The sequence below is a fragment of the Geodermatophilus sp. Leaf369 genome (genome assembly GCF_001424455.1).
GTDB lineage: Bacteria > Actinomycetota > Actinomycetes > Mycobacteriales > Geodermatophilaceae > Klenkia.
Map to the genome: position 1 here is coordinate 1 of NZ_LMQA01000003.1, position 22923 is coordinate 22923.

At 74.6% G+C, this 22923-nt stretch carries 24 protein-coding genes and 1 pseudogene; 5 read left to right on the plus strand and 20 right to left on the minus strand.

The annotated features are described in order from the left end of the window. Nucleotides 1–467: 467 nt before the first annotated feature. The 7 genes from dapB to ASG36_RS14365 all read right to left on the minus strand — a co-directional run bounded on the left by dapB (nt 468) and on the right by ASG36_RS14365 (nt 8252). Entirely contained in the window at nt 468–1268 is an 801-nt protein-coding gene (gene dapB / locus ASG36_RS14335; RefSeq protein ID WP_055765229.1) for a 4-hydroxy-tetrahydrodipicolinate reductase, read from the minus strand. 40 nt (nt 1269–1308) lie between these two features. Next, nucleotides 1309–1671 (minus strand): hypothetical protein, encoded by a 363-nt coding sequence (locus tag ASG36_RS14340; RefSeq protein ID WP_055765232.1) that lies wholly within the window; start codon nt 1669–1671, stop codon nt 1309–1311. Next, a complete protein-coding gene (locus tag ASG36_RS14345) occupies nt 1668–3050 on the minus strand; it encodes a pitrilysin family protein (RefSeq protein ID WP_235495032.1) in 1383 nt (460 codons plus the stop codon). Before ASG36_RS14345 ends, ASG36_RS14340 begins: the two co-directional genes overlap by 4 nt. Further along, entirely contained in the window at nt 3047–5302 is a 2256-nt protein-coding gene (locus tag ASG36_RS14350; RefSeq protein ID WP_055765235.1) for a polyribonucleotide nucleotidyltransferase, read from the minus strand. Before ASG36_RS14350 ends, ASG36_RS14345 begins: the two co-directional genes overlap by 4 nt. A 291-nt stretch (nt 5303–5593) precedes the next feature. Next, nucleotides 5594–5863 (minus strand): 30S ribosomal protein S15, encoded by a 270-nt coding sequence (rpsO, locus tag ASG36_RS14355; RefSeq protein WP_055765237.1) that lies wholly within the window; start codon nt 5861–5863, stop codon nt 5594–5596. Nucleotides 5864–6132: 269 nt separating this feature from the next. Next, nucleotides 6133–7104, minus strand: coding sequence for a bifunctional riboflavin kinase/FAD synthetase (locus tag ASG36_RS14360; RefSeq protein WP_055765240.1), 972 nt, complete (start codon nt 7102–7104; stop codon nt 6133–6135). A 2-nt stretch (nt 7105–7106) separates the two neighbouring features. Then, nucleotides 7107–8252, minus strand: coding sequence for a branched-chain amino acid aminotransferase (locus ASG36_RS14365; protein ID WP_082523156.1), 1146 nt, complete (start codon nt 8250–8252; stop codon nt 7107–7109). 127 nt (nt 8253–8379) lie between these two features. Between ASG36_RS14365 and ASG36_RS14370 the strand changes: the two genes are divergently transcribed. Beyond that, entirely contained in the window at nt 8380–9357 is a 978-nt protein-coding gene (locus ASG36_RS14370) for an alpha/beta fold hydrolase (protein WP_055765243.1), read from the plus strand. Here ASG36_RS14370 and ASG36_RS14375 read toward each other — a convergent pair. After that, nucleotides 9332–9658, minus strand: coding sequence for an antibiotic biosynthesis monooxygenase (locus tag ASG36_RS14375; RefSeq protein WP_055765245.1), 327 nt, complete (start codon nt 9656–9658; stop codon nt 9332–9334). The two genes, ASG36_RS14370 and ASG36_RS14375, sit on opposite strands and share 26 nt — an antisense overlap. Before the next feature lie 43 nt (nt 9659–9701). Between ASG36_RS14375 and larB the strand changes: the two genes are divergently transcribed. Beyond that, nucleotides 9702–10376 carry a nickel pincer cofactor biosynthesis protein LarB gene (larB, locus tag ASG36_RS14380; protein WP_055765249.1) on the plus strand — a complete coding sequence of 225 codons (675 nt, stop codon included), beginning with the start codon at nt 9702–9704 and terminating at the stop codon, nt 10374–10376. Here the strand turns inward: larB and larE are convergent. Further along, nucleotides 10367–11206: an ATP-dependent sacrificial sulfur transferase LarE gene (gene larE, locus ASG36_RS22710; RefSeq protein ID WP_235495035.1), complete on the minus strand. Its 840-nt coding sequence runs from the start codon at nt 11204–11206 to the stop codon at nt 10367–10369. The two genes, larB and larE, sit on opposite strands and share 10 nt — an antisense overlap. Before the next feature lie 31 nt (nt 11207–11237). On the opposite strand from larE, the gene ASG36_RS22715 reads away from it, so the two are divergent. Further along, complete coding sequence (locus ASG36_RS22715; protein ID WP_055765252.1) at nt 11238–12059, plus strand: hypothetical protein; 822 nt, start codon at nt 11238–11240, stop codon at nt 12057–12059. Here ASG36_RS22715 and truB read toward each other — a convergent pair. From truB to rimP, 11 genes and pseudogenes are all read right to left on the minus strand, one after another. Continuing rightward, a complete protein-coding gene (truB, locus tag ASG36_RS14395; RefSeq protein WP_055765255.1) occupies nt 12037–12951 on the minus strand; it encodes a tRNA pseudouridine(55) synthase TruB in 915 nt (304 codons plus the stop codon). The genes ASG36_RS22715 and truB overlap by 23 nt on opposite strands. A 13-nt stretch (nt 12952–12964) precedes the next feature. Beyond that, complete coding sequence (locus ASG36_RS14400; RefSeq protein ID WP_055765258.1) at nt 12965–14260, minus strand: MATE family efflux transporter; 1296 nt, start codon at nt 14258–14260, stop codon at nt 12965–12967. After that, the gene (locus tag ASG36_RS14405) at nt 14257–15237 is read right to left on the minus strand and encodes a bifunctional oligoribonuclease/PAP phosphatase NrnA (protein WP_235495037.1); all 981 of its coding nucleotides are present in this window, start codon (nt 15235–15237) and stop codon (nt 14257–14259) included. The genes ASG36_RS14400 and ASG36_RS14405 overlap by 4 nt, the downstream gene beginning before the upstream one ends. Before the next feature lie 5 nt (nt 15238–15242). Further along, a complete protein-coding gene (locus ASG36_RS14410) occupies nt 15243–15563 on the minus strand; it encodes a hypothetical protein (protein WP_055766194.1) in 321 nt (106 codons plus the stop codon). Beyond that, nucleotides 15560–16096 carry a 30S ribosome-binding factor RbfA gene (gene rbfA / locus ASG36_RS14415; protein WP_055765262.1) on the minus strand — a complete coding sequence of 179 codons (537 nt, stop codon included), beginning with the start codon at nt 16094–16096 and terminating at the stop codon, nt 15560–15562. Before rbfA ends, ASG36_RS14410 begins: the two co-directional genes overlap by 4 nt. A gap of 9 nt (nt 16097–16105) precedes the next feature. After that, nucleotides 16106–16402: a DUF503 domain-containing protein gene (locus ASG36_RS14420; RefSeq protein ID WP_055765265.1), complete on the minus strand. Its 297-nt coding sequence runs from the start codon at nt 16400–16402 to the stop codon at nt 16106–16108. 40 nt (nt 16403–16442) lie between these two features. Then, nucleotides 16443–18278: a translation initiation factor IF-2 gene (gene infB / locus ASG36_RS22720; protein ID WP_235495127.1), complete on the minus strand. Its 1836-nt coding sequence runs from the start codon at nt 18276–18278 to the stop codon at nt 16443–16445. 984 nt (nt 18279–19262) lie between these two features. Further along, nucleotides 19263–19406, minus strand: a pseudogene (locus tag ASG36_RS22910) (translation initiation factor IF-2 N-terminal domain-containing protein); the annotation flags it as partial. A 166-nt stretch (nt 19407–19572) separates the two neighbouring features. Further along, the gene (locus tag ASG36_RS14430; RefSeq protein ID WP_055765271.1) at nt 19573–19860 is read right to left on the minus strand and encodes a YlxR family protein; all 288 of its coding nucleotides are present in this window, start codon (nt 19858–19860) and stop codon (nt 19573–19575) included. Nucleotides 19861–19868: 8 nt separating this feature from the next. Continuing rightward, the gene (nusA, locus tag ASG36_RS14435; protein WP_055765273.1) at nt 19869–21014 is read right to left on the minus strand and encodes a transcription termination factor NusA; all 1146 of its coding nucleotides are present in this window, start codon (nt 21012–21014) and stop codon (nt 19869–19871) included. Continuing rightward, entirely contained in the window at nt 21011–21700 is a 690-nt protein-coding gene (gene rimP, locus ASG36_RS14440) for a ribosome maturation factor RimP (protein WP_082523158.1), read from the minus strand. The genes nusA and rimP overlap by 4 nt, the downstream gene beginning before the upstream one ends. A 223-nt stretch (nt 21701–21923) precedes the next feature. On the opposite strand from rimP, the gene ASG36_RS14450 reads away from it, so the two are divergent. Then, nucleotides 21924–22433: a hypothetical protein gene (locus ASG36_RS14450; protein WP_055765279.1), complete on the plus strand. Its 510-nt coding sequence runs from the start codon at nt 21924–21926 to the stop codon at nt 22431–22433. After that, complete coding sequence (locus ASG36_RS14455) at nt 22430–22921, plus strand: ferritin-like domain-containing protein (protein WP_082523159.1); 492 nt, start codon at nt 22430–22432, stop codon at nt 22919–22921. The genes ASG36_RS14450 and ASG36_RS14455 overlap by 4 nt, the downstream gene beginning before the upstream one ends. Nucleotides 22922–22923 lie beyond the last annotated feature (2 nt).

Sequence of the window (22923 nt, forward strand, 5' to 3'; positions counted from 1 at the left end):
GAGCCAGGATCAAACTCTCCGTAGATGATTTGATCACGGCTGAGAACCAAGAGTTGGCACTCTCGATGTCAATCAACCAAAGGAACCCATCCTGGCAAACCCAAAGGCACCCCAGGACTGGGGTAAAACATATGGCACTGACTTTCAGCACGCTGTTGAGTTCTCAAGGAGCGGACACTCAGGAACGCCAGCCCCAGAGGAGCTTCGTCTTCCCAGTGGATTGTCCTGCTCGGCGTCTCAGGCCCGACCTCGCGGTCGTTCCCGGCGCAGAGAGAAAGTTACGTGCCCGGACACCTGCCGTCAACCACGCAAGGGGCGGTTTCGTCGTCCTCCGGGCCCGTCCGGGTGCACCCGGAGGCAAACGTGCAGGTCAACCGGTTTCGATCCGGCCCGGTCTGCGAGGCAGGTCACGTGTCGCGGGTGTGTCCGGGGCGCGTCGCGAGGGTGTCGGCGCGCCCCGGCACCCGTCAGAGACCGAGGAGAGCGTCGATCCCGATGGTCAGACCAGGCCGGCGGGACACCTCGCGCACGGCCAGGAGCACCCCGGGCATGAACGAGGCCCGGTCGTAGGAGTCGTGCCGGAGGGTGAGCGTCTCCCCCGTGGCACCGAGGAGCACCTCCTCGTGGGCGACGAGTCCCGCCAGCCGGATCGAGTGCACGGGCACCCCGTCGACGTCGGCGCCACGGGCACCGGGGAGGGAGGACTCCTCCTGGGTGGCGTCGGGCGCCGGGGCCATGCCGGCCGCCCGGCGCGCGTCGGCGATCACCGAGGCCGTCCGGGACGCGGTGCCCGACGGGGCGTCGACCTTCCCGGGGTGGTGCAGCTCGATGACCTCGACGGAGGGGAAGAAGCGGGCCGCCTCGGCGGCGAAGCGCATGAGCAGGACCGCGCCGATGCCGAAGTTGGGCGCGATCAGCACACCGAGCTCGGGCTTGGGCTCCAGCCACTCCCGGATGGTGGCGATCTTGGCGTCGTCGAAGCCCGTCGTCCCCACCACGCAGTGGATGTTCTGGTCGATGCAGAAGCGGATGTTCTCCATGACCGACTCGGGCCGGGTGAAGTCGACGGCCACCTGGGCTCCCCCGTCGGCGACGTTGAAGAGCCACTCGCTGCCCTCGACCATGGCGACGAGCTCGAGGTCGTCGGCGTCGTTGACGGCCTTGCAGACCTCGACGCCCATGCGCCCGCGGGCACCCAGGACGGCGACCGAGGTGAGCGGGACCTCGGGGGTCGGGGTGGTGACGGCTTCGGGGGTGCTGGTGGTCATGTCGGCACTCTCACCAACCCCGCCCCGGGATGCAACCCGGTCAGGCGGGCGGGCGGACCCGGGCGACGGACCGCCACAGCAGGAGGCCCAGCGCGACCCCCACGACATCGGCGACCCAGTCGCCGGCCGAGGCGTCCCGGCCCACCAGGTCGGTGCCCTGCACCACCTCGCTCACGGCGGCGTACCCGACGAGGGCGACACCCACGAGCACCTCGCGGATGCCGGCCCACCGGGAGGTGAACGCCAGGACCAGGAAGAGACCGGCGTGCACGAGCTTGTCGACCCCGGGCGGGGAGGAGGGCACGTCGGAGGGGGGTGCGAAGAGCACGGCCAGCGACACCAGCACCGCGACGGCGAACGCGCCGCGGGCCAGCGCCCCGTGCTCGACGAACCACTCCCTCATGCGGCGAGCGCCTCCAGGTCCTTCTGCCGGTAGGGGCCGACCACGGCCAGGCACAGGTCGCGGGTGAGCAGGTCGGCAGCGACCGCGCGCACCGCCGCGGTGTCCACCCCGTCCAGCCGGGCCAGCACCTCGGGCACCGGCACGTACTCCCCGTAGGACAGCTCGCTCTTGCCGAGTCGACTCATCCGCGACCCGGTGTCCTCCAACCCCAGGACGAGACCACCCCGGAGCTGCCCGATCCCCCGGGCAACCTCCTCGTCGGAGATCCCGTCGGCCGCCACCTCGGTCAGCGAGGCGCGCACCAGGCGGAGCACCTCGGGCACCCGCTTGGGCGCACACCCCGCGTAGACCGAGAACACCCCGGTGCCCGCGTAGTGGGTGAGCGACGAGCCCACGCTGTAGACCAGTCCGCGCTTCTCGCGGACCTCCTGGAACAGCCGGGAGCTCATCCCCCCACCGACGGCGGCGTCCAGCACGGCCGCGGCGTACCGGCGGTCGTCCAGCCGCCCCAGCCCGATCCCGCCCAGCAGCAGGTGGGTCTGCTCGGTCTTCCGGTGGATCAGACCCGTGCGGTGCGCCGGCGTCGTCAGTGCCACGTCCTCCCCCGACCGCAACGGGTCGGGCCGGGCCGGGCCTGACAACCGGTCGCCGAAGGCGGCGTGCACCAGCGCCAGCACCTGGGCGTGGTCCACCCGCCCTGCCGCGGCGACGACGATAGAGGGGGTGGCGTAACGGCCCCGGTACCAGCCGTCGACGTCGTCCCGGGTCAGGGACTCGATGGACTCCACCGTGCCCAGCACCGACCGCCCGAGCGGGGTGTCGCCGAACAGGGTGTCGGAGAACAGGTCGTGCACGGCGTCGGCTGGCTCGTCGTCGCGCATCGCGATCTCCTCGAGCACCACCGTGCGCTCGGACTCCAGGTCCGGCGCGGTGTTGAGCGCATCGGTGACCAGGTCGCCGAGCAGCGTCACCGCCAGGGGGAGGTCGCTGGCGAGCACGTTGGCGTAGTAGCAGGTGTGCTCCTTGGCGGTGAAGGCGTTCATCTCACCGCCCACCGCGTCCATGGCGGTGGCGATCTCGAGGGCACTGCGGCTGCGGGTGCCCTTGAAGAGCAGGTGCTCCAGGAAGTGCGAGGAGCCGGCCAGGCCCGGGGTCTCGTCGCGCGACCCCACGCCCACCCAGATGCCGACGGTGGCCGAGAGGACACCGGGCATCAGCTCGGTGATCACCCGCAGGCCGCCGGGCAGCGCGGTGCGCTCCACCCGGCCGCCGAACTCGTCGACGTCCAGCAGCTCGGTGTGCCCGACGGCCACCGGGGTGGGCGCGGCCGCAGCCGCACCCACCCCGGTGCCGTTCAGGCTGGTGTCAGCCGTGGTCACTCACCCGCGGGTGCAGCGGCCTCGGCCGGCGCGTCCTCGGAGGAGGCGCCGCCCTCGACGACCGGGACCAGGCTGATCTTGCCGCGGGCGTCGATGTCGGTGATCTCGACCTGCAGCTTGTCGCCGACGTTCGCGACGTCCTCGACCTTGGCGATCCGCTTGCCGTTGCCCAGCTTGCTGATGTGCACCAGGCCGTCGCGGCCGGGCAGCAGCGAGACGAAGGCACCGAAGGCGGTGGTCTTGACGACCGTGCCCAGGAACCGCTCGCCGACCTTGGGCAGCGTCGGGTTCGCGATCGCGTTGATCTTGTCCACCGCGGCCTGGGCCGACGGGCCGTCGGAGGCACCGACGTAGATCGTGCCGTCGTCCTCGATGGTGATGTCGGCGCCGGTCTCGTCCTGGATCGCGTTGATCATCTGGCCCTTGGGCCCGATGACCGCACCGATCTTGTCCACGGGGATGCGGACCGTGGTCACCCGGGGGGCGAACGGGCTCATCTCGTCGGGGCCGTCGATCGCCTCGAGCATCACGTCGAGGATGTGCAGCCGGGCCGCGCGGGCCTGGGTCAGCGCAGCCGCGAGGACGTCGGAGGGGATGCCGTCGAGCTTGGTGTCCAGCTGGAGGGCGGTCACGAAGTCCTTGGTGCCGGCGACCTTGAAGTCCATGTCACCGAAGGCGTCCTCCGCGCCGAGGATGTCGGTCAGCGCGACGTACTCGGTCTTCCCGTCGACCTCGTCGGAGACCAGGCCCATGGCGATGCCGGCGACCGGGGCGCGCAGCGGCACACCGGCGTTGAGCAGCGACAGGGTGGAGGCGCAGACCGAGCCCATCGACGTCGAGCCGTTGGAGCCCAGCGCCTCGGACACCTGACGGATCGCGTAGGGGAACTCCTCGCGGTCGGGCAGCACGGGCAGCAGCGCCCGCTCGGCCAGCGCGCCGTGGCCGATCTCGCGGCGCTTGGGCGAACCCACGCGACCGGTCTCACCGGTGGAGTACGGCGGGAAGTTGTAGTTGTGCATGTAGCGCTTGCGGGTCACCGGGTTCAGCGTGTCCAGCTGCTGCTCCATGCGGAGCATGTTCAGCGTGGTGACGCCCATGATCTGGGTCTCGCCACGCTCGAACAGCGCCGAACCGTGCACCCGCGGGAGCACCTCGACCTCGGCCGACAGGGGCCGGATGTCGGTGACGCCGCGGCCGTCGATGCGGACCTTGTCGCGCAGGATGCGCTGACGGACGACCTTCTTGGTCACCGCGCGGAAGGCACCGGAGACCTCCTTCTCGCGACCCTCGAACTGGTCGGCCAGCGCGGCCTTGACCTCGTCCTTGAGCGCGTCGGTGGCGTCGTCGCGGTCGGCCTTGCCGGGGATCGCCTGGGCGACGGCGAGCTTCTCGGCGGCCTGGGCGTCCACGGCGGCGTACACGTCGTCCTGGTAGTCCAGGAAGCGCGGGAAGGTGCCGACCGGCTTGGCGGCGGCCTCGGCGAGCGTCGCCTGGGCGTCGCACAGCGCCTTGATGAAGGGCTTGGCGGCCTCGAGGCCCTGGGAGACGACCTCCTCGGTGGGCGCGGTCGCGCCACCGGCGATGAGCTCGATCGTCTTCTCGGTGGCCTCGGCCTCGACCATCATGATCGCGACGTCGCCGTCGGGCAGGACCCGACCGGCCACGACCATGTCGAAGACGGCGTCCTCGAGCTCGGCGTGCGTCGGGAAGCCGACCCACTGCCCGTTGATCAGGGCCACCCGGGTGGCACCGACCGGGCCGGAGAAGGGCAGACCGGACAGCTGGGTCGACGCCGAGGCGCCGTTGATCGCCAGCACGTCGTACAGGTGGTCGGGGTCCAGCGACAGCACGCTGATGACGACCTGGACCTCGTTGCGCAGGCCCTTGGCGAAGGTCGGGCGCAGCGGGCGGTCGATCAGCCGGCAGGTGAGGATCGCGTCCTCGGAGGGGCGACCCTCACGACGGAAGAAGGAACCGGGGATCTTCCCGATCGCGTACATCCGCTCCTCGACGTCCACGGTCAGCGGGAAGAAGTCCAGCTGCTCGCGGGGGGAACGGCCGGCCGTCGTGGCCGACAGCAGGGTGGTGTCGCCCATCGAGACGACGACCGAACCGGCGGCCTGCTTGGCGAGGCGGCCGGTCTCGAAGGTGATGGTGCGGGAGCCCAGGGCCCCGTTGTCGATGACGGCGGAGGCGGTGAAGACGCCGTCCTCGAAGTCGTCGGTGAAGGTGTCTGTGGTGGGTGCGGACATCGTGTCCTCTTCCTGCGCCGCATGCGGCGGCGCCCTCTTGGTCGGCGGGGTGCGCCGGTGGTCCGGGAGACCGGTCTTCGATCGAAGCCCTCGGGTCGCGCGGTCGGGAGGCCCGGCGCGTCGTGCGCCGGACGTCCGCTGCGTCCCGGGGGCCACCACCGAGGACCGGGCCTGTGCGTTCCAGGGGGACCTGCCGGCGGACGGACCGCCTGGGGGGTGATGCCCCGTCCGGCGGGTGCCGGACGAGTGAGGGGACCGACCCGGCAGTGCCGGAGCGGTCCCCTCGACGTGCTAGCGGCGCAGGCCGAGCCGCTCGATCAACGTGCGGTACCGGCCGATGTCGGTCTTGGCCAGGTAGTTCAGCAGCCGGCGACGCCGGCCGACCAGCAGGAGCAGGCCCCGCCGGCTGTGGTGGTCGTGCTTGTGCATCTTCAGGTGCTCGGTCAGGTCGCTGATCCGTCGGGTCAGCATCGCGACCTGCACCTCGGGGGAACCGGTGTCGCCCTCGACCGTCGCGTACTCGGTCATGATCTGCTTCTTCGTCGCACTCTCGAGTGCCATGTGGTGCCTCCTGGGCAGGTCACGTGTGGCCCCCGGTCGGTGTCACGGGGGCAGCATGCACACGCGTCGGTTGCCCGACGCTGTGCCCAGGGTACATGTCTGACTGTCGCCCTCCGGGCTCCGACCGCGGCCAGGAGCCGTGCCCGACCTGGGACGAGTCCGTCGTGCCGGTCCTCGGGGACCCTCCGGGCCCCCTCGTCTCGGCATTCCGGGGACGGCCGTCTCGACGTCGTCCCACCCGGGTCCCGAGGGAGACCTCGGTCGGGCTCTCAGGTGAGGCGGAGGACCTTTCTCGTGTCTTCCACGTCGGTCGCCATCTGGACGACGAGGGCCTCGGCGCCCTCGTAGGCGGTCATGGGGCGCAGGCGCTCGACGAACTCGACGCCGACGTGCTCGCCGTAGAGGTCGCCCGTCCAGTCCAGGAGGAAGGCCTCGACGGTGCGGCGGGTGCCCTGGAAGGTGGGGTTGGTGCCGACGGAGATGGCCGCCGGGTGGGTGCCCTGGTGCCGGCCGCGGGAGTCCTTGAGGACCAGGGTGCCGGCGTACACCCCGTCGGCGGGGACGGCGGTGTACAGCGGGGACTCGACGTTGGCCGTCGGGTAGCCCAGCTCCCGGCCGCGCCGCTCCCCCCGGACGACGACGCCGTCCACCCGGTGCGGGCGGCCCAGCGCGCGGGCCGCGGACAGCAGGTCACCGGCGGCCACGCAGGCCCGGATGTAGGTGGAGGAGATGGTGACCTCTCCCCCGTCGGCGCCGTCCACCGCCATCGCGGTCTCCAGCGCCAGCCCCTCCACGCCGAAGCCGAAGCGCCGTCCCTCGCGGGTCAGCGAGGCGACGTCGCCGGCGGCCCGGTGGCCGTAGCTGAAGTTCTCCCCCACCACGACGGCCGCGGCGTGCAGGTGCTCGACCAGCACGGTGTGCGTGAAGCCCTCCGGGGACAGCCGGCTGAACTCGGGGGTGAAGGGCAGCACGCACATCGCGTCGACACCGAGCTCGGCGACCAGCTCGGCCTTGCGGTCGGCCGAGGTCAGGATCGCCGGGTGCGCCCCGGGCCGGACCACCTCGGCCGGGTGCGGGTCGAAGGTGAGCAGCAGGGCCGGGCGGCCCAGGCTGCGCGCCTTGGCCACCGCGGCCGCGATGAGCTGCTGGTGGCCGCGGTGCACCCCGTCGTACATCCCGACGGTGACCACGGTGCGTCCGAGGTCACCGGGAGTGGCCTCCAGGCCACGCCAGAGCTGCACGGTCAGCCGGCGGTGACGGTGTGCAGCCAGCCGTGGTCGTCGGCGACCCGGCCGTGCTGGACGTCGAGCAGCCGCTCGCGCAGCGCCATCGTGAGCGTGCCGGGGGTGCCGTCGCCGACGGTGAAGTCACCGGTGCGCGCCTTGACCTCGCCGACCGGGGTGATGACGGCGGCGGTGCCGCAGGCGAAGGTCTCGGTGATCGACCCGTCGGCGACGCCGGCCCGCCACTCCTCGACGGTGAACCGGCGCTCGGTGACCGTGTGCCCCATCTCGCGGGCCACGGTGATCAGCGAGGCCCGGGTGATGCCGGGCAGGAGCGTGCCGGTGAGCTCGGGGGTGACCAGCTCGGCGTCGGCACCGGAGCCGAGGACGAAGAACAGGTTCATCCCGCCCATCTCCTCGACGTACTTCTTCTCCGTCGCGTCCAGCCAGACGACCTGGTCGCAGCCGGCCGCGATGGCCTGCTCCTGGGCCAGCAGGCTCGCGGCGTAGTTGCCGGCGCACTTGACGTCGCCGGTGCCGCCGGGAGCGGCCCGGATGTAGTCCTCGGAGAGGTAGACCGACACCGGCTGGACCCCGCGCGGGAAGTAGGCACCGGCCGGGCTGGCGATGACGACGAACAGGTACTCCGCGGCCGGCCGGACGCCGAGGAACGGCTCGATCGCCAGCTCGTAGGGCCGGATGTAGAGCGTCTGGTCGGGGCCGGTGGGCACCCAGTCGCGGTCGGCGTCGACGAGGGCGTCGACGGCGGCGAGGAAGCCGTCACGCGGGACCGGGGGCATGGCCATCCGGACCGCGCCGCGGGCCATCCGGGCGGCGTTCTGCTCGGGCCTGAAGACCGCGACCGAGCCGTCGGGCTGGGCGTAGGCCTTGAGCCCCTCGAAGATCGACTGGGCGTAGTGCAGCGCGGCGGTGCTGGGGTCCAGCTGCAGCGGGGCGTACCCGGTCAGCTTCGCCTCGGTCCAGCCCTGCCCGGCGACGTAGCGGGCCACGACCATGTGGTCGGTGAAGACCTTGCCGAAGCCGGGGTCGGCGAGCAGCTGCTCGCGGTCGGCGGCGGACCGGCGGGGAGCCTCCTCCACCACCAGCGGCACGCCCTCGCTGAAGAGGCGAGAGGAGGCGCGGCTGTCGGTGAGCGTGTCGGTCATGGCTCCCACTCGGGCGGTACGGGCGGCACCGTCCGGCTGCCCGGACGACGCGTCGGGCACGGCGCCCGGCTCCTGCACCCTAGCCGCGCGACCCGTCGGGAGGAGAGCGCGCACCTACCCTGGCCGCATGCAGCCACCGGGTACGCCGTGGACGTCGTCCGGGGTGCGCCGGGTGCAGGTGCGGTTGCACGGGCACGACCTCTCGGCCCGGGTCGGCGGCACCGACGGTCCGGTGCTCCTGCTGCTGCACGGGCTGCTGGGCTCGGGCGCCGCGTTCGGCCCGGCACTGGACGAGCTGGCCCGCACCCACCGGGTGGTCGCCCCGGACCTGACCGGCCACGGGGAGTCGGAGAAGCCGCCCGGGGACTACAGCCTGGGCTCCTTCGCCACCCTGGCCCGCGACCTGCTCGTCGTGCTCGGGGTGGACGCCGCCACCGTGGTCGGACACAGCCTGGGTGGTGGCGTCGCACTCCAGTTCGCCCACCAGTTCCCGGCGATGGCGCAGCGGCTGGTGCTGGTGGACTCCGGCGGCCTGGGCCGGGACGTGAGCCCGGCGCTGCGCGCGGTCACGCTGCCCGGGGCCGAGTGGGTGCTGCCGGCGGTGTTCAACCGGTACACCCGGGCGGCCGGACGACGGGTGCTGGCCCCGCTGCAGCGCTGGACGCCGCCGGGCACCGCCCAGGTGGTCTCCGGCCTGGACACCCTGGCCGACGCCGACGCCCGGGCCGCGTTCGTGCTCACCGCCCGGGCCGTGCTGGACCTCGGCGGGCAGCGGGTCAGCGCCGCCGACCGGGTCTACCTGGCCGAGGCCCTGCCGGTGCTCCTGGTGTGGGGCGGCAGGGACACCGTCATCCCCGCCCGGCACGCCGACGAGCTGCACGCGCTGCTGCCGGGCAGCCGGCTGGAGGTCTTCCCCGGCGCCGGGCACTTCCCGCAGGTCGACGACCCCGGCCGGTTCGCCGCCGTCGTCAGCGACTTCGTGGCGACGACGGCGGACCGGGTGCTCGACCCCACCGAGCGCGAGGCCCGGTGGGCCGCCGCGGTGCGGGGGGCCTCGGCGGTGGTCGACGCGCCGGACGTCAGGCCCTCGGCGACGCCTGGGTGACGACCTCGAAGGACCAGATGCTCGAGCCGGTGGCGGCCGGGCCCTGGCCCTCGGGGGCGCTGCGCGCCTGCGCGTGGCCGCGGGCGAAGTCCTGGCCGTTCTGCCAGGCCTCGAAGTCGGCCTCGCTGCGCCAGCGGGTGTAGACGAGGTAGGAGTCGGTGCCCTCCACCGGGCGCAGCAGCTCGAACCACTCGAACCCGTCGGAGGACTCGACCGCCCCGGCCCGGTTGCTGAAACGCTCCTCCAGTCGCTCGCGGGCCTCGGCGGGCACGGTCAGCACGTTGATCTTCACGACGCTCATGCCCCCGAGTCTGCCCACCCGCCGCGCCCACGACACTGGGGCGGTGACCGAGAACCGCACCGCCGACGTCGGCGTCGCCCGGCTGGACGTCGACCGCGCCGCCCGCACCGGCACCCCCGAGGTGGTCTACGCCGAGGGCAAGACCCCGGCGCAGACCGTCACCTGCCTGGCCGGCCTGCTCGACGCCGGCGCCCCGCTGGCCTGGGCCACCCGGGTCTCCCCCGCCACCGCGGCCGCGGTGCTCGAGCGCTGGCCCGAGGCGCACGTCGACCCGGTCGCCCGCGTGGCCCGGGTGGGCACCGTGCCGCCGCCGGTCGGTGAGGTGCTCGTCCTGACCGCCGGGACGTCGGACGACGCGGTGGCCGCCGAGGTGGCCGCGACCCTCACGGCCAGCGGCGTGGGCTGCCGGCGGGTGGACGACGTGGGCGTCGCCGGCATCCACCGGGTGCTCGCGGTGGCCCCGGACCTCGCCCGGGCCGACGCGGTGGTCGTCGTGGCCGGCATGGACGGCGCGCTGCCCAGCGTGGTGGCCGGGCTGACCGACCGGCTGGTCGTCGCCGTCCCCACGTCGGTGGGCTACGGCGCGGCCTTCGACGGGCTGGCCGCGCTGCTGACCATGCTCACCGCCTGCGCCCCGGGGGTGCTGGTGGTCAACATCGACAACGGGTTCGGCGCCGGGGTGGCCGCGGCGCGGATCGCCCGCTCGGCTCAGCGGTAGCGGGCGGGGTCGGCCAGCAGCTCGTTCATCGAGCCGGACCGGAAGCCGCGGGGGTCGAGCTCGACGGTGTCGAACCCGCGCACCACCGCCAGCAGCTCGGGACCGACCAGCGGGACCAGCTGCGCGTCGAGCTCCACCCGGGCCCGGTCGCCGAGGTCGCGCACCCGCAGGTCGCGCACGGTCAGCCCGGCGTCGGCCAGCGCCAGCCGCAGCGCCACCTCGGCGGCCTCCACCCGGGCCAGCCGGGGCGCCGACACCGGCACCCCGTAGGCGATCCGGCTGGCCAGGCACGCCGCGGCCGGCTTGTCGGCCAACGGGAGACCCCAGGCGCGGGCGGCGGCGCGGACGTCGGCCTTGGTCATCCCCGCGTCGGCCAGCGGGGTGCGCGCCCGGCGTTCGGCGGCGGCCCGGATGCCCGGCCGGAAGCCGGCCACGACGTCGTCGGCGTTGGTGCCGGTGGCCACGTCGGCGATGCCCAGCTCGGTGGCCAGCGGCCGGAGGGTGTCCATCAGCTCGGCCTTGCAGGAGAAGCACCGGGCCCCGCTGTTGGCCACGTAGTCGGGCCGGGCGAGCTCGTCGGTCGAGGGCTCCTCGTGCCGCACCCCGAGGCCGGCGGCGAAGGCCCGCGCCGCCGTCCGCTCGGCGGCGGGCAGGGACGCCGAGACCGCGGTGGCGGCGACCACCCGGTCGGCGCCCAGGGCCCGGACGGCGGCGGCCAGCACCACGCCGGAGTCCACCCCGCCGGAGAACGCCACCAGGACGGCGGGCATCGACCCGAGGTCGGCGTGCAGGGCCGCGACCCGGTCAGCGACGATCTGCTCCAGCACCACGCCTTCGAGGGTGTCACGGACGGGAGTGGGTGTGACGGTCTGGTTCGTGCTCGCCGCGGTCGCGGCGATGGTCGTGAACAGCGCTGCGTCGCTCCTGGAGGCCGAGGGCAGTCGGCGGGTGCGGCCCGGGCGGCCGGTGTGGACCCAACCGGTCTGGGTCGGTGGTCTGCTGCTGGACGCGACGGGCTGGGTGCTGTCGGTGGTGGCCCTGCGCGGGCTGCCGGTCGTGACCGTGCAGTCGGTGCTGGCCGGGGCCGTGGCGGTGACCACGGTCGCCGGGCAGCGGGGCCGCCCCGGTGGGCTGCCCGCGAGGCAGGTGGCCGGGGTGGTCGCCGTCGTCCTCGGGCTGGTGGTGGTCGCGCTGTCGGCGCAGCCGGGCCGGGCCGCGGCGCTGCCCCCGGCCGCGGTCCCCGTGCTGCTCGGCGCGGCGCTGCTGTGTCTGCTGGCGCTGGAGCCGGTGCGCCGCTCGGTGCACCCGCTGCGCATCGCCGCGCTGGCCGGGCTCGCCTACGGCGGGGTGGCGCTGTCGGTGCGCGCGCTGCACGTGCGCTCGGGGGTGTGGGCCAGCGTGCTGGAGCTGGCCGCGGAGCCCCTGGCCTACGCCGTGCTGGTGTTCGGCCTCTGCGGCACCCTCTGGCTGGCCGCCGCGCTGCGGTACGGCGTGGTCGGCACGGTGAGCGCGGTGCAGTCGGTGAGCCAGGTGGTGGTGCCCGGCCTGATCGGGCTGGTGCTGCTCGGTGACCGGGTGCGACCGGGGTGGGTGCCCGCCCTGGGGCTCGGTCTGGTGCTCACCGTGGCCGGGGTCGCCGTGCTGGCCCGGGCCACGGCGCTCAGGCCGGGAAGCCCACGCTGACCCGGGCGGTCGACCCCGCGTCCTCGACCAGGGCGACCAGCCGGCCGTCGGGGGCTACGGCGGCGTGCAGCCCGGGCGCCCCGGAGGCCGGGACCCGCTTCCCGTGGCCCAGGTCGACCGCCTCGGCCGCGGTCACCGGCCGCTCGGGGAAGACCGCGGTGGCCGCGGCGGTGAGCGGGACGAACCCGGGCCCCTCCCCCGCGAGCAGCGCGGCCGCGGCCTCCTCCACGACGAGCGCGCGCGCCTGGTCGAAGGGACCCGAGCGGGTGCGGCGCAGCGCGGTGAGGTGCCCCCCGACGCCGAGCAGCGCCCCGGCGTCCCGGGCGATGGCCCGCACGTAGGTGCCGGTGGAGCAGGTGACGGTGACGTCGACGTCGACCAGGTCCGGTGTCGGGCGCTCGATGCGGTGCACCTCGAGGGCGTGCACGACGACCGAGCGGGCGGTGAGCTCGAACTCCTCCCCCGCTCGCACCCGGTCGTAGGAGCGCACGCCGTCGACCTTGACCGCGCTCACCGACGAGGGCACCTGCTGCAGCGGCCCGGTCTGCGCGGCCAGGGCAGCCCGGACCTCCTCGTCGGTGAGGTGCCCGGCCGGCGTCGTCACCAGCACGTCGCCCTCCCGGTCGTCGGTGACCGTGGTCTGCCCGAGGCGGACGGTGGCCTCGTAGGTCTTGTCGTTGCCGGACAGGTGGCCCAGCAGCCGGGTCGCCGCCCCGACGCCGAGCACCAGCACGCCGGTGGCCATCGGGTCCAGCGTGCCGGCGTGCCCGACCTTGCGGACGCTCAACGCGCGCCGGGCCCGGGCGACCACGTCGTGGGAGGTCATGCCCGGCGCCTTGTCGACGACCAGCAGGCCAGGGGCGACGTCGGCGTCGGGCTTCCGCGGACTCATGGGTGCACCACGCTCATGCCCCCACCGTGACAGAGGCGCGCGTCCACCGGTCACCCAGCACCCGGACGACGACGGCGACCAGCCGCAGCGCGATGAACAGGGTCAGCCCGCTCCACACCCCGGCCAGCCCCCAGCCCAGCGGCACCGACAGCAACGAGAGCGGCACGAACCCGACCAGGGCCGCCCCGATGGTCACCGTGCGCAGGTAGCCGACGTCCCCGGCGCCCATGAGCACGCCGTCCAGGGCGAAGACCACCCCGGCCAGCGGCTGCATCAGGGCCAGGAACCACCAGACGACCGCGGCCTGGGCGAGCACCGCGGGGTCGTCGGTGAACACCCCTGGCAGCACCGGTCGCACGGCGAGGAGGACGGCGGCGACCAGCACCCCGGTGCCCAGCCCCCACCAGACGACCCGCAGCGCGGTGGCGCGTGCCTCGGCGACCCGGCCGGCACCCAGGGCCTGACCGACCAGGGTCTGCGCGGCCACGGCGTAGGCGTCGAGCACGAGGGCCAGGAACAGCCAGAGCTGCAGGGCGATCTGGTGCGCCCCGAGCTCGGCGGTGCTCGAGCGGGCCACCACCCCCGCGGCGGTGGCGAAGGCCGCCTGCAGCACGAACGCCCGCAGCAGGAGGTCCCGGCCGATGACCAGCTGCACCCCGAGGGCTCGCGGACGGGGGCGCCACGCGACCCGCTCGGAGGCCAGCGAGCGGAGGAAGAGCAGCGCGGTCACGGTCTGACCGGCGACGTTGGCCCAGGCCGAGCCGACCAGGCCCATGCCCGCGGTGTAGACCAGCAGCGGGTTGAGCACCAGGGACAGCAGGCTGCCGGCCAGCACGAAGACCACCGGGCGGCGCAGCTCCTGCACCCCGCGCAGCCAGCCGTTCCCCGCCAGTGACACCAGCAGCAGCGGCAGACCCAGCGAGGCGATCCGCAGCCAGCCCTCTGCCGCGGTGGCGACCGGCCCGGCGCCGCCGGCCAGCAGCCGGGTGAGCGGGCCGGCGGCGAGCTGGAAGCCCAGCGTCACGACCACGCCGATCCCGAGCGCCAGCCAGGTGGCCTGCACGCCCTCGGCGACGGCGCCCGCCCGGTCCCCGGCGCCGGCTCGGCGGGCGGCGCGGGCGGTGGTGCCGTAGGCCAGGAAGTTCAGCAGCGCGGCGGCCCAGGCGAGCAGTCCCCCGCCGACGGCCAGCCCGCCCAGCGCCGTCGTCCCGAGGTTGCCGACGACGGCGGTGTCCACCAGCAGGTACAGCGGCTCGGCGGCCAGCACGACCAGCGCCGGGAGCGCCAGGGAGGGGACCGACCTGCTCACAGCGCAGCGCGGATCGCGGCGACCGTCTCCTCGAGGTCGCGGTGGGAGGTGAAGCCCGCGGCCATCCGGTGCCCACCACCGCCCAGGGACTGGGCCACCGCCGAGACGTCGGTGCCGCCCCGGGACCGCAGCGACACCGACCAGCTGCCGTCCGCGGCGCCCTTGAGCACGCAGGCCACGTCGGCCTCCTGCGCCGAGCGGACGACGTCCACCAGCGCCTCGAGCTGGTCGGCAGCCAGGCCGTGCTCCCCGGCCTCGGCGACGGTGGCCCAGGTCCAGACCAGGCCCGCGCCGGTGTCGGGTTCGAGCACCGCGCGTCCGGTCGCGGTCGACAGCAGCCCCAGCCAGCCGAAGGGCGCGGTGTCGAAGAGCCGCTGGCTGATCCGGGCGTGGTCGATGCCGGTGTCCAGCAGCCGGGCCGCCAGGTGGTGCGTGCCGGGCGCGGTGTTGCCGAACCGGAAGGACCCGGTGTCGGCGGCGAGGCCGGCGTACAGGCAGGTGGCGAGCGTGGCGTCCAGCGGGACGCCGAGGCCGTCGAGCAGGTCGGCGACCAGCGCGACGGTGGCCGCGGCGTCGGGGTCGATCAGCGTGACGTGGCCGAAGCCGGGGTTGGAGGCGTGGTGGTCGACCACCAGGGACGCCGGGGCGGCCAGCAGCACCGGCCCGACGTCGCCGAGGCGACGCAGGTCGGCGGCGTCCAGGCTGACCACCAGGTCGGGGTCGGCGGGCAGCCGGTCGCTGGACACCAGGGCGTCGGCCCCGGGCAGCCACCCCAGCGAGGCCGGCAGCACGAAGGGTGCCGGGAAGGTCGCGGTCACCCGTGCCCCGCGCCGGCGGAGTCCCTCGGCCAGGGCCAGCGTGCTGCCCAGCGCGTCCGCGTCGGGCTGCACGTGCCCCGACAGCACCACGGTCGCGCCGTCGTCGGCGGCGCGGGTGAGCAGCGCGACGGCGGCCTCGAGGGCGCCGACCGGGGCCACCGGGGTCAGCTGTCGGTGGGGCCGGGGTCGGCCACCGGCACCTCGTCGGGCTCCTCGCCCGGTGATCCGCCGGCGACCGGGATGGCCGGGCCGCCGTCGGAGGGCTCGTCGGCGGCGATCGAGGCCGCGTTCGCGTCGGTGGCCGGGTCGGCGTCCCCTGCCATGCCCTGCTTGCCGCCGGCGGTCGGGTCGGCGGAGTCGGGGCTGCCGGCCTGGTCCCCGGGCACGCTGCGCCCACCCAGGGTCGACTCGGGCTGGGACTCCGCCGGGGTGTTCGGGTCCGGGTCGACGGCCTCGGTCGCGGCGCGGTCCTGGGGCTCGGTCACGGGGTGCTCCTCTGGTCCAGCGTGTGGGCCCGCAGGTCGTGCAGGTCGCCCGCGGTCGGGTCGGCGGGGGTCTCCTCGGACCCGCTGGCGTCGTCGTCCTCGTCGTCGTCCTCGAGGGCCGGCTTCTTGTACGGGTCGGGCTCACCGGCGTACGCGGCGCCCTCGCGGGCCCGGGCCAGCTCGGCGTCGGCGTGCCGGGCGCGCTCAAGGGCCTCCTCGAGCTCGCGGGCGGTGTCCGGGACGACGTCGGCGATGAACTCCAGCGTCGGGACGAACTTGATCCCGGTCTGCTTGCCGACCGTGGACCGCAGCACCCCGGTGGCGCTGGCCAGCGCGGTCGCGGAGTCCGCGACGGTCTGGGCGTCGCCGTAGACGGTGTAGAACAGCGTGGCCTCGCGGAGGTCGCTGGTCACCCGCGCGTCGGTGATGGTGACCATCCCCAGCCGCGGGTCCTTGATCTGCATCTCGATCGTGGCGGAGACGATCTGGCGGATGCGCACCGCCAGCCGGCGTGCCCGGGCGGGGTCGGCCATCGGAACTCCTCAGGAATCGGTCGAGCTGATCAGTTGGCGGTGCGTGGCGAGCAGCGTCACCTCGGGGCGGTCGGCCAGCAACCGCTCGCACGCGTCGAGCACATCGGTGACCTGGGCGGCCTCGCCGGCCACCGTGGCGACCCCGACCTGCACCCTGCGGTGCAGGTCCTGGTCGCCGACCTCGGCGGCCGCGACGGCGAAGCGGCGCCGCAGCTCGGCCACGATCGGCTTCACCACGGCGCGCTTCTCCTTCAGCGAGTGCACGTCGCCCAGCAGCAGGTCGGCGGTCAGCGAACCGGTGAACACCCGTCCGCCTCCCGCCGACCTGCTGTCGTGGAGATGTCGATCAGACCCGCGGCTTCTCGCGCAGCTCGAACGTCTCGATGACGTCCTCGGGCTTGATGTCGTTGAACGACCCCAGCCCGATGCCGCACTCGTAGCCCTCGCGGACCTCGGTCGCGTCGTCCTTGAAGCGGCGCAGCGAGTCCACCGACAGGTTGTCGGCGACGACCGCACCGTCGCGGATGAGCCGGGCCTTGCTGTTGCGCACGATCGTGCCGCTGCGCACCAGCGAACCCGCGACGTTGCCGATCTTGGGCACCCGGAAGACCTCGCGGACCTCCGCGCGGCCCAGCTGGACCTCCTCGTAGATCGGCTTGAGCATGCCCTTGAGCGCGGCCTCGATCTCCTCGATGGCCTGGTAGATGACCGAGTAGTACCGGACGTCCACGCCTTCGCGGTTGGCGAGCTCGGTGGCCTGACCCTCGGCCCGGACGTTGAAGCCCAGGACGATGACGTCGTCGGCCAGCGCGAGGTCGATGTCGCTCTTGGTGATGCCGCCGACGCCGCGGTGGATGACCCGCAGCGACAGGTCGTCGTCGACCTCGATCTTCATCAGCGCCTCTTCCAGCGCCTCGACGGTGCCGGAGTTGTCGCCCTTGATGATCAGGTTGAGCTCGCGGCTCTCCTTGAGCGCTGCGTCCAGGTCCTCGAGGCTGATCCGCTTGCGCGCCGAGGCGTTCTGCGCGTTGCGGATCCGGGCCTCACGGCGACCGGCGATCTGCCGGGCCGTGCGGTCCTCCTCGACGACGAGGAACGTGTCGCCCGCGCGGGGGACCGAGGTGAGGCCCACGACCTGCACGGGGCGGGCCGGCAGGGCCTCCTTGAGCTTGTTGCCGTGCTCGTCGAGCAGCGACCGGACGCGCCCGTAGGCGTCACCGGCCACGATCGAGTCGCCGACGCGGAGCGTGCCGCGCTGGACCAGCACCGTGGCGACGGGGCCACGACCCTTGTCCAGCTTGCCCTCGATGACGACGCCCTGCGGGTCCTGCTCGGTGTTCGCGCGCAGGTCCAGCGAGGCGTCGGCGGTCAGCAGCACCGCGGCCTCGAGCTCCTCGAGGCCCTGGCGCGTGGTGGCCGAGACGTCGACGAACATCGTGTCGCCGCCGTACTCCTCGGCGACCAGGCCGTACTCGGTGAGCTGCTGGCGGATCTTGGCGGGGTTGGCCCCCTCCTTGTCCACCTTGTTCACCGCGACCACGATCGGCACCTGGGCGGCCTGGGCGTGGTTGAGCGCCTCGACGGTCTGGGGCATGACGCCGTCGTCGGCGGCCACGACCAGCACCACGATGTCGGTCACCTTGGCGCCACGGGCACGCATCGCGGTGAACGACTCGTGACCCGGGGTGTCGATGAAGGTGATCGGCCGCTCGTTGCCGTCCAGCTCGGTGACGATCTGGTAGGCGCCGATGTGCTGGGTGATGCCACCGGCCTCCTTCGCCACGACGTTCGTGTGGCGGAGGGCGTCCAGCAGCTTGGTCTTGCCGTGGTCGACGTGACCCATGACCGTGACGACCGGCGGACGCCAGTCCCAGTCGCTCTCGTCGCCCTCTTCGTCGCCGAAGGTCAGGTCGAAGGTCTCGAGCAGCTCGCGGTCCTCGTCCTCGGGGCTGACGACCTGGATGACCCAGTCGATCTCGGCACCGAGGAGCTGCAGCGTGTCCTCGTTCACCGACTGCGTGGCGGTGACCATCTCGCCCAGGTGGAACAGGGCGGTCACCAGCGCGGCCGGCTGGGCGTCGATCCGCTCGGCGAGGTCGGTCAGCGAGGCACCGCGGGGCAGCCGGACGGTCTGCCCGTTGCCGCGGGGCAGGCTGACGCCACCCATCGAGGGCGCCGACATGGAGTCGAACTCCTGACGCCTCTGCTTCTTGCTCTTGCGTCCACGGACGGGTCCGCGGCCACCGGGACGCCCGAAGGCACCCGCGGTACCGGCACCGGAACCACCGCGACCACGGCCACGGCCGCCGCCACCGCGGAAGCCGCCGGCAGGAGCACCGCCACCGCCGCCGCCGGGGCGGAAGCCGCCACCGGCACCGGGCGGGCCGCCGGGACCGCCACCGGGACGACCACGGCCGCCGGGGGCACCGGGACGACCGGGCGCACGTGCGGGCATCATGCCTGGGCTCGGACGCTGCGGCATCATGCCCGGGTTGGGACGGGGCCCACCGGGACCAGCAGCAGGACGCGGGCCGCCGGGGCCCGACGGCGGACGGGGACCGCCGGCGCCGGGAGCCGGGCGGGGACCGCCGGCACCGGGGCCGGGACGGGGACCGCCCGGACCGGGCGTGCCCGGGGAGGCCGGAGCCTGGCCACCGGGAGCGCTCGGCGCACCGCCGCCGGGGCGGGGAGCCGCCGGACGCGGGGCACTGGAGAAGGGGTTGTTGCCCGGACGCGGCGCGGGACGGGGTCCCGGACGCGGGCCGGCGGCACCGGGACGCGGCGCGCCCTGGGCCGGGGCGCCACCCTGGCCGGGCCGCGGGGCGGCCGGACGGGACGGCGCGGGAGCCGGCGCCTGGGCAGCAGCTGCCTGGGCCGCGGGGGCCTGGGGAGCGGGTGCCTGGACGGCCGGGGTCTCGACGACCGGGGGCTGCGGTGCCGGGCGGGGGCCCGGACGCGGGCCGGGGGCACCGGGACGCGGAGCGCTGGAGGGCGCCGAGGGTGCTGCGGGAGCAGCAGCCTGCGGGGCCGGGGCCGACGGGGCGGCCTGCACCGGGGCAGGTGCGGCAGCAGCCGGTGCCTGCGGCGCGGGGGCGGCCGGACGGGGACCGGGGCGGGGCCCCGGGGTCGGTGCACCGTTGCCGGCACCGGTGGACCCGTAGGCCTCACGCAGGCGGCGGGCCACGGGGGCCTCGACGGTGGACGACGCGGACTTCACGAACTCGCCCTGCTCCTTGAGCTTGGCGAGCACTGCCTTGCTGTCGACACCGAGCTCTTTAGCGAGCTCGTGTACGCGGGCTTTGCCTGGCACGGGTCTCCTCAGTGGTGAGGCCGGCGGCTGGCCCGCTCGACCTCGTTGCTAGTTGTGCATTGTCTGCCCAGTCACAGGTGCGACTTCACGGGTGGGTCATCCGAGGACGTCCTGCTCTCGAGGACGGACCGGCCGGGTGCCGGTCCGACGGTGGTGCGGGTGGGGCTCAGGCCCCGGCCGGTGCGGTGTCGGGTGACACCGCGCTGACGTGGGACTCGAGCAGGTCGGTCTCCACCGGGATGCTGCTGCGCAGCGCCCTGGGGAAGGCCCGACGTCGGACCGCTGCCCGCAGGCACTCCGGGGTGGGGTGCAGCGAGGCACCCCGACCGGGGAGGCGTCGAGCGGGGTCCGGGATGAGCCGGGAGCCCTGCACGACGACGCGCAGCAGTCCGGTGACCGGAGCGCGTCGTCGGCAGCCCACACAGGTGCGGACCGGGATCAGCGGTTCGGCCATCGTCGAGTCTAGCGCGCCGAGGGCCCGCGGTGTTCCGGCCGGCGCACGGTCGGCCGCTGACCACCCCGCGGGCCGCCCCGCGGGTCACGACCGGGCAGACCGCCGGTCTCCCCCGCCGGACGGGGGGCCGAGCGCAGCGGGGCGCGGCCGACGCCCGGGGACACGGTGTCCTCGCCCTCGGGCTGGGCGTCGCTGCGGATGTCGATCCGGCAGCCGGTCAGCCGGGCGGCGAGGCGGGCGTTCTGGCCCTCCTTGCCGATGGCCAGCGACAACTGGTAGTCGGGGACGACGACGCGGACGGCCCGGGCGGCCGGGTCGACCACCCGGGCGCTGGTCACCCGGGCCGGGGAGAGCGCCGAGGCCACGAAGGCGGCCTCGTCGTCCACCCAGTCGACGATGTCGATCTTCTCGCCGTTCAGCTCGCTCATCACGTTGCGCACCCGCTGGCCCATCGGGCCGATGCAGGCGCCCTTGGCGTTGAGCCCGGGCACCCGGGTGCGGACGGCGATCTTGGACCGGTGTCCGGCCTCACGGGCCACGGCCACGATCTCGACGCTGCCGTCGGCGATCTCGGGGACCTCGAGGGCGAAGAGGGTGCGCACCAGGTTGGGGTGGCTGCGCGAGACGGTCACCTGCGGACCGCGGAAGGTGCGCGCGACCGAGACGACGTAGGCCTTGAGCCGGCTGCCGTGCGGGTACTCCTCGCCGGGCACCTGCTCGGTGGGGGGCAGGTTGGCCTCCACCTTGCCGATGTCGACCAGCACGGTGCCCTCGTGGTTGCGCCGGTCGTGGGCCTGGACGATGCCGCCGACGACGTCGCCCTCCTTGCCCACGTACTCACCGAAGGTCTGCTCGTGCTCGGCGTCGCGCAGCCGCTGGACGATGACCTGCTTGGCGGTGCTGGCCGCGATCCGGCCGAAGTCGGTGGGGGTGTCGTCGTACTCGTGCACGACCTCGCCGTCGGGGCCGAGCTCCTGGGCGAGCACGGCGACCTCGCCGCTCTTGCGGTCGATCTGGACCCGCACGTGCTTGGCTGCGCCCTCGGCGTGCCGGTAGGCCGTCACCAGGGCGCTCTCGATCGCCTGGAGCACCGTGTCGGCGGGGATGCCCTTCTCGCGCTCGACCGCCTTGAGGGCGGTCACGTCGATGTTCACTTGTCTCCTCTGTCCCGGGCACCGGCCGCGGTCGGCCGGTCGCCCTCGTGCTGCTCGTCGAGCTCGTCGTCGACGTCGTCGGCGGTGAGCTCGGTGTCGTCGTCCTCGGACCCGTCCTCGGGCCCCTCGTGCACCAGGTGCTCGTCGCGGTGCCCGGCCGGCCGGTTGAACTCGACCTGCACCCGGCCCTCGCCCAGCTCGGCCCAGGTCAGCACGCGGTCGCCCACGGCCTTGCGGACCTGGCCCTTCTTGGCCCCGCCCTTCTCCACGGCGAGGGTCACCCCGTCGCCGTCCACGGCCACCACCCGGCCGACCAGCTCGGCCCCGCCGGCGCTGGTGGTGACCAGGCGGCCGATGTTGCGGGCCCAGTGCCGGGGCAGGGTCAGCGGCCGGTCGACGCCGGGGCTGGTGACCTCCAGGACGTAGGGCGAGCGCCCCAGGTCACCCTCCTCCTCGGCGTCCAGCACGTCGGACAGCGTGCGGCTGACCTCGGCGACGTCGTCGAGGCTCACCCCGCTGTCCCGGTCCACGACCACGCGGACGACGAACCGGTTGCCGGCGGCCCGGACGTGGACCTCCTCGAGGTCGTACCCGGCCAGGGCGACGACCGGTTCGATGGACGCGGTGAGCCGCTGCGTGGCGGCGACGCCGGTCCTGCCCTGCTGCGGGTCGGGGTGGCTGGACACCGGGGGCCTCCTCGGGCTGTTCGCGGGCGTGGCACCGACACGGGGGTGGCGGTCGACGACCGGGACGGGCCCGACGGCACCGACGGGCGCACGGGCGTGGCGGCGGGAGGGGACCCGCCGGACCGGACTGCCCACGGTACCGCCCGGGGGGTGGTGACGGGCGCCTCGCCGTCGGCACCTCCCGGCACGCCCGACCGGGTGCGGGCTGCCAGGATGGCCACCGATGTCCGCCCCCGCTCCCCCGCCCAGTGAGGCCCCCGCGGTCACCCGCCGGGCCCTGCTGGTCGCCGGCGTCCTGCTGCCCGGCCTGCTGGCCGTCGGCTGCTCGACCGACGAACCGGCCGGCGCCGACGCGGTCACCCCGGCCCAGGTCGACCAGCTCGCCGGGCAGCTCGCGGTCCAGGAGCAGCTGGTCGCCGCGTTCGCCACGGCGTTCGCGGCGTCGGCGGAGCTCGCCGCGGCGGCGTCGGTGCTGGCCACCCAGGCAGGGGAGCAGCTGGAGCAGCTGCGGCAGGCGGCGCCGACCGCGACCACGGCCGCCGCGTCTGGCACCCCCTCGTCGGCCCCGGCCGTCGCCGTGGACGCCGCGGCGGCCCGGGCCACGCTGCGCGCCCAGGTCGCGGCCGCGGCCACCTCGCACGCCACCGCGTGCCTGGACTTCACCGGCGCCCGCGCCGCACTGCTGGGCAGCATCGCCGCCGGGCTGCGCGGCCAGGACGGACAGCTCGCATGACGACGCCCAGCACCTCCACGACGACCGCGCCGACCAGCGGGGAGGCCGGGTCGGTGCGCGCCGAGCAGGACGCCCTCCAGCTGGCCCTGGCCGCCGAGCACGCCGCGGTGTGGGGCTACGGGACCGTCGGTGCGGCGCTGGCCGAGGGGACCCGGGCCGAGGTCGTCCTCGCCCAGCAGGCGCACCGCGACCTGCGCGACCGGGTGGCCGAGCTGCTCCGGGCGGCCGGGGTGGACCCGGTCGCGAGCTCGGCGGCCTACGCGCTGCCCTTCCCCGTGCTCAGCGCGGTGGACGCCGCCGCGCTGGCGGTGACCCTGGAGGACGGCACCACGGTGGCCTGGGTGTACGTGCTGGACCAGGCTGCGGCACGGGACACCCGGGAGCTCGCGGTGACCTCGGCGTCGGCCGCGGAGGTGCGCGCGGTGTCGTGGCGGGCGCAGGCCAGCCGGACCCCGGTCACCAGCGCGACCCCCGGCCTCGGCGGCTGACC

Excerpts from the sequence above, each read along its gene's own strand:
- dapB (WP_055765229.1), bottom strand. The coding sequence starts at position 1,268 with ATGACCACCAGCACCCCCGAAGCCGTCACCACCCCGACCCCCGAGGTC.
- ASG36_RS14340 (WP_055765232.1), bottom strand. The coding sequence starts at position 1,671 with ATGAGGGAGTGGTTCGTCGAGCACGGGGCGCTGGCCCGCGGCGCGTTC.
- ASG36_RS14350 (WP_055765235.1), bottom strand. The coding sequence starts at position 5,302 with ATGTCCGCACCCACCACAGACACCTTCACCGACGACTTCGAGGACGGC.
- rpsO (WP_055765237.1), bottom strand. The coding sequence starts at position 5,863 with ATGGCACTCGAGAGTGCGACGAAGAAGCAGATCATGACCGAGTACGCG.
- ASG36_RS14365 (WP_082523156.1), bottom strand. The coding sequence starts at position 8,252 with ATGACCGACACGCTCACCGACAGCCGCGCCTCCTCTCGCCTCTTCAGC.
- ASG36_RS14370 (WP_055765243.1), top strand. The coding sequence starts at position 8,380 with ATGCAGCCACCGGGTACGCCGTGGACGTCGTCCGGGGTGCGCCGGGTG.
- ASG36_RS14375 (WP_055765245.1), bottom strand. The coding sequence starts at position 9,658 with ATGAGCGTCGTGAAGATCAACGTGCTGACCGTGCCCGCCGAGGCCCGC.
- truB (WP_055765255.1), bottom strand. The coding sequence starts at position 12,951 with ATGAGTCCGCGGAAGCCCGACGCCGACGTCGCCCCTGGCCTGCTGGTC.
- rbfA (WP_055765262.1), bottom strand. The coding sequence starts at position 16,096 with ATGGCCGACCCCGCCCGGGCACGCCGGCTGGCGGTGCGCATCCGCCAG.
- infB (WP_235495127.1), bottom strand. The coding sequence starts at position 18,278 with ATGTCGGCGCCCTCGATGGGTGGCGTCAGCCTGCCCCGCGGCAACGGG.
- ASG36_RS14430 (WP_055765271.1), bottom strand. The coding sequence starts at position 19,860 with ATGGCCGAACCGCTGATCCCGGTCCGCACCTGTGTGGGCTGCCGACGA.
- ASG36_RS14450 (WP_055765279.1), top strand. The coding sequence starts at position 21,924 with ATGTCCGCCCCCGCTCCCCCGCCCAGTGAGGCCCCCGCGGTCACCCGC.
- ASG36_RS14455 (WP_082523159.1), top strand. The coding sequence starts at position 22,430 with ATGACGACGCCCAGCACCTCCACGACGACCGCGCCGACCAGCGGGGAG.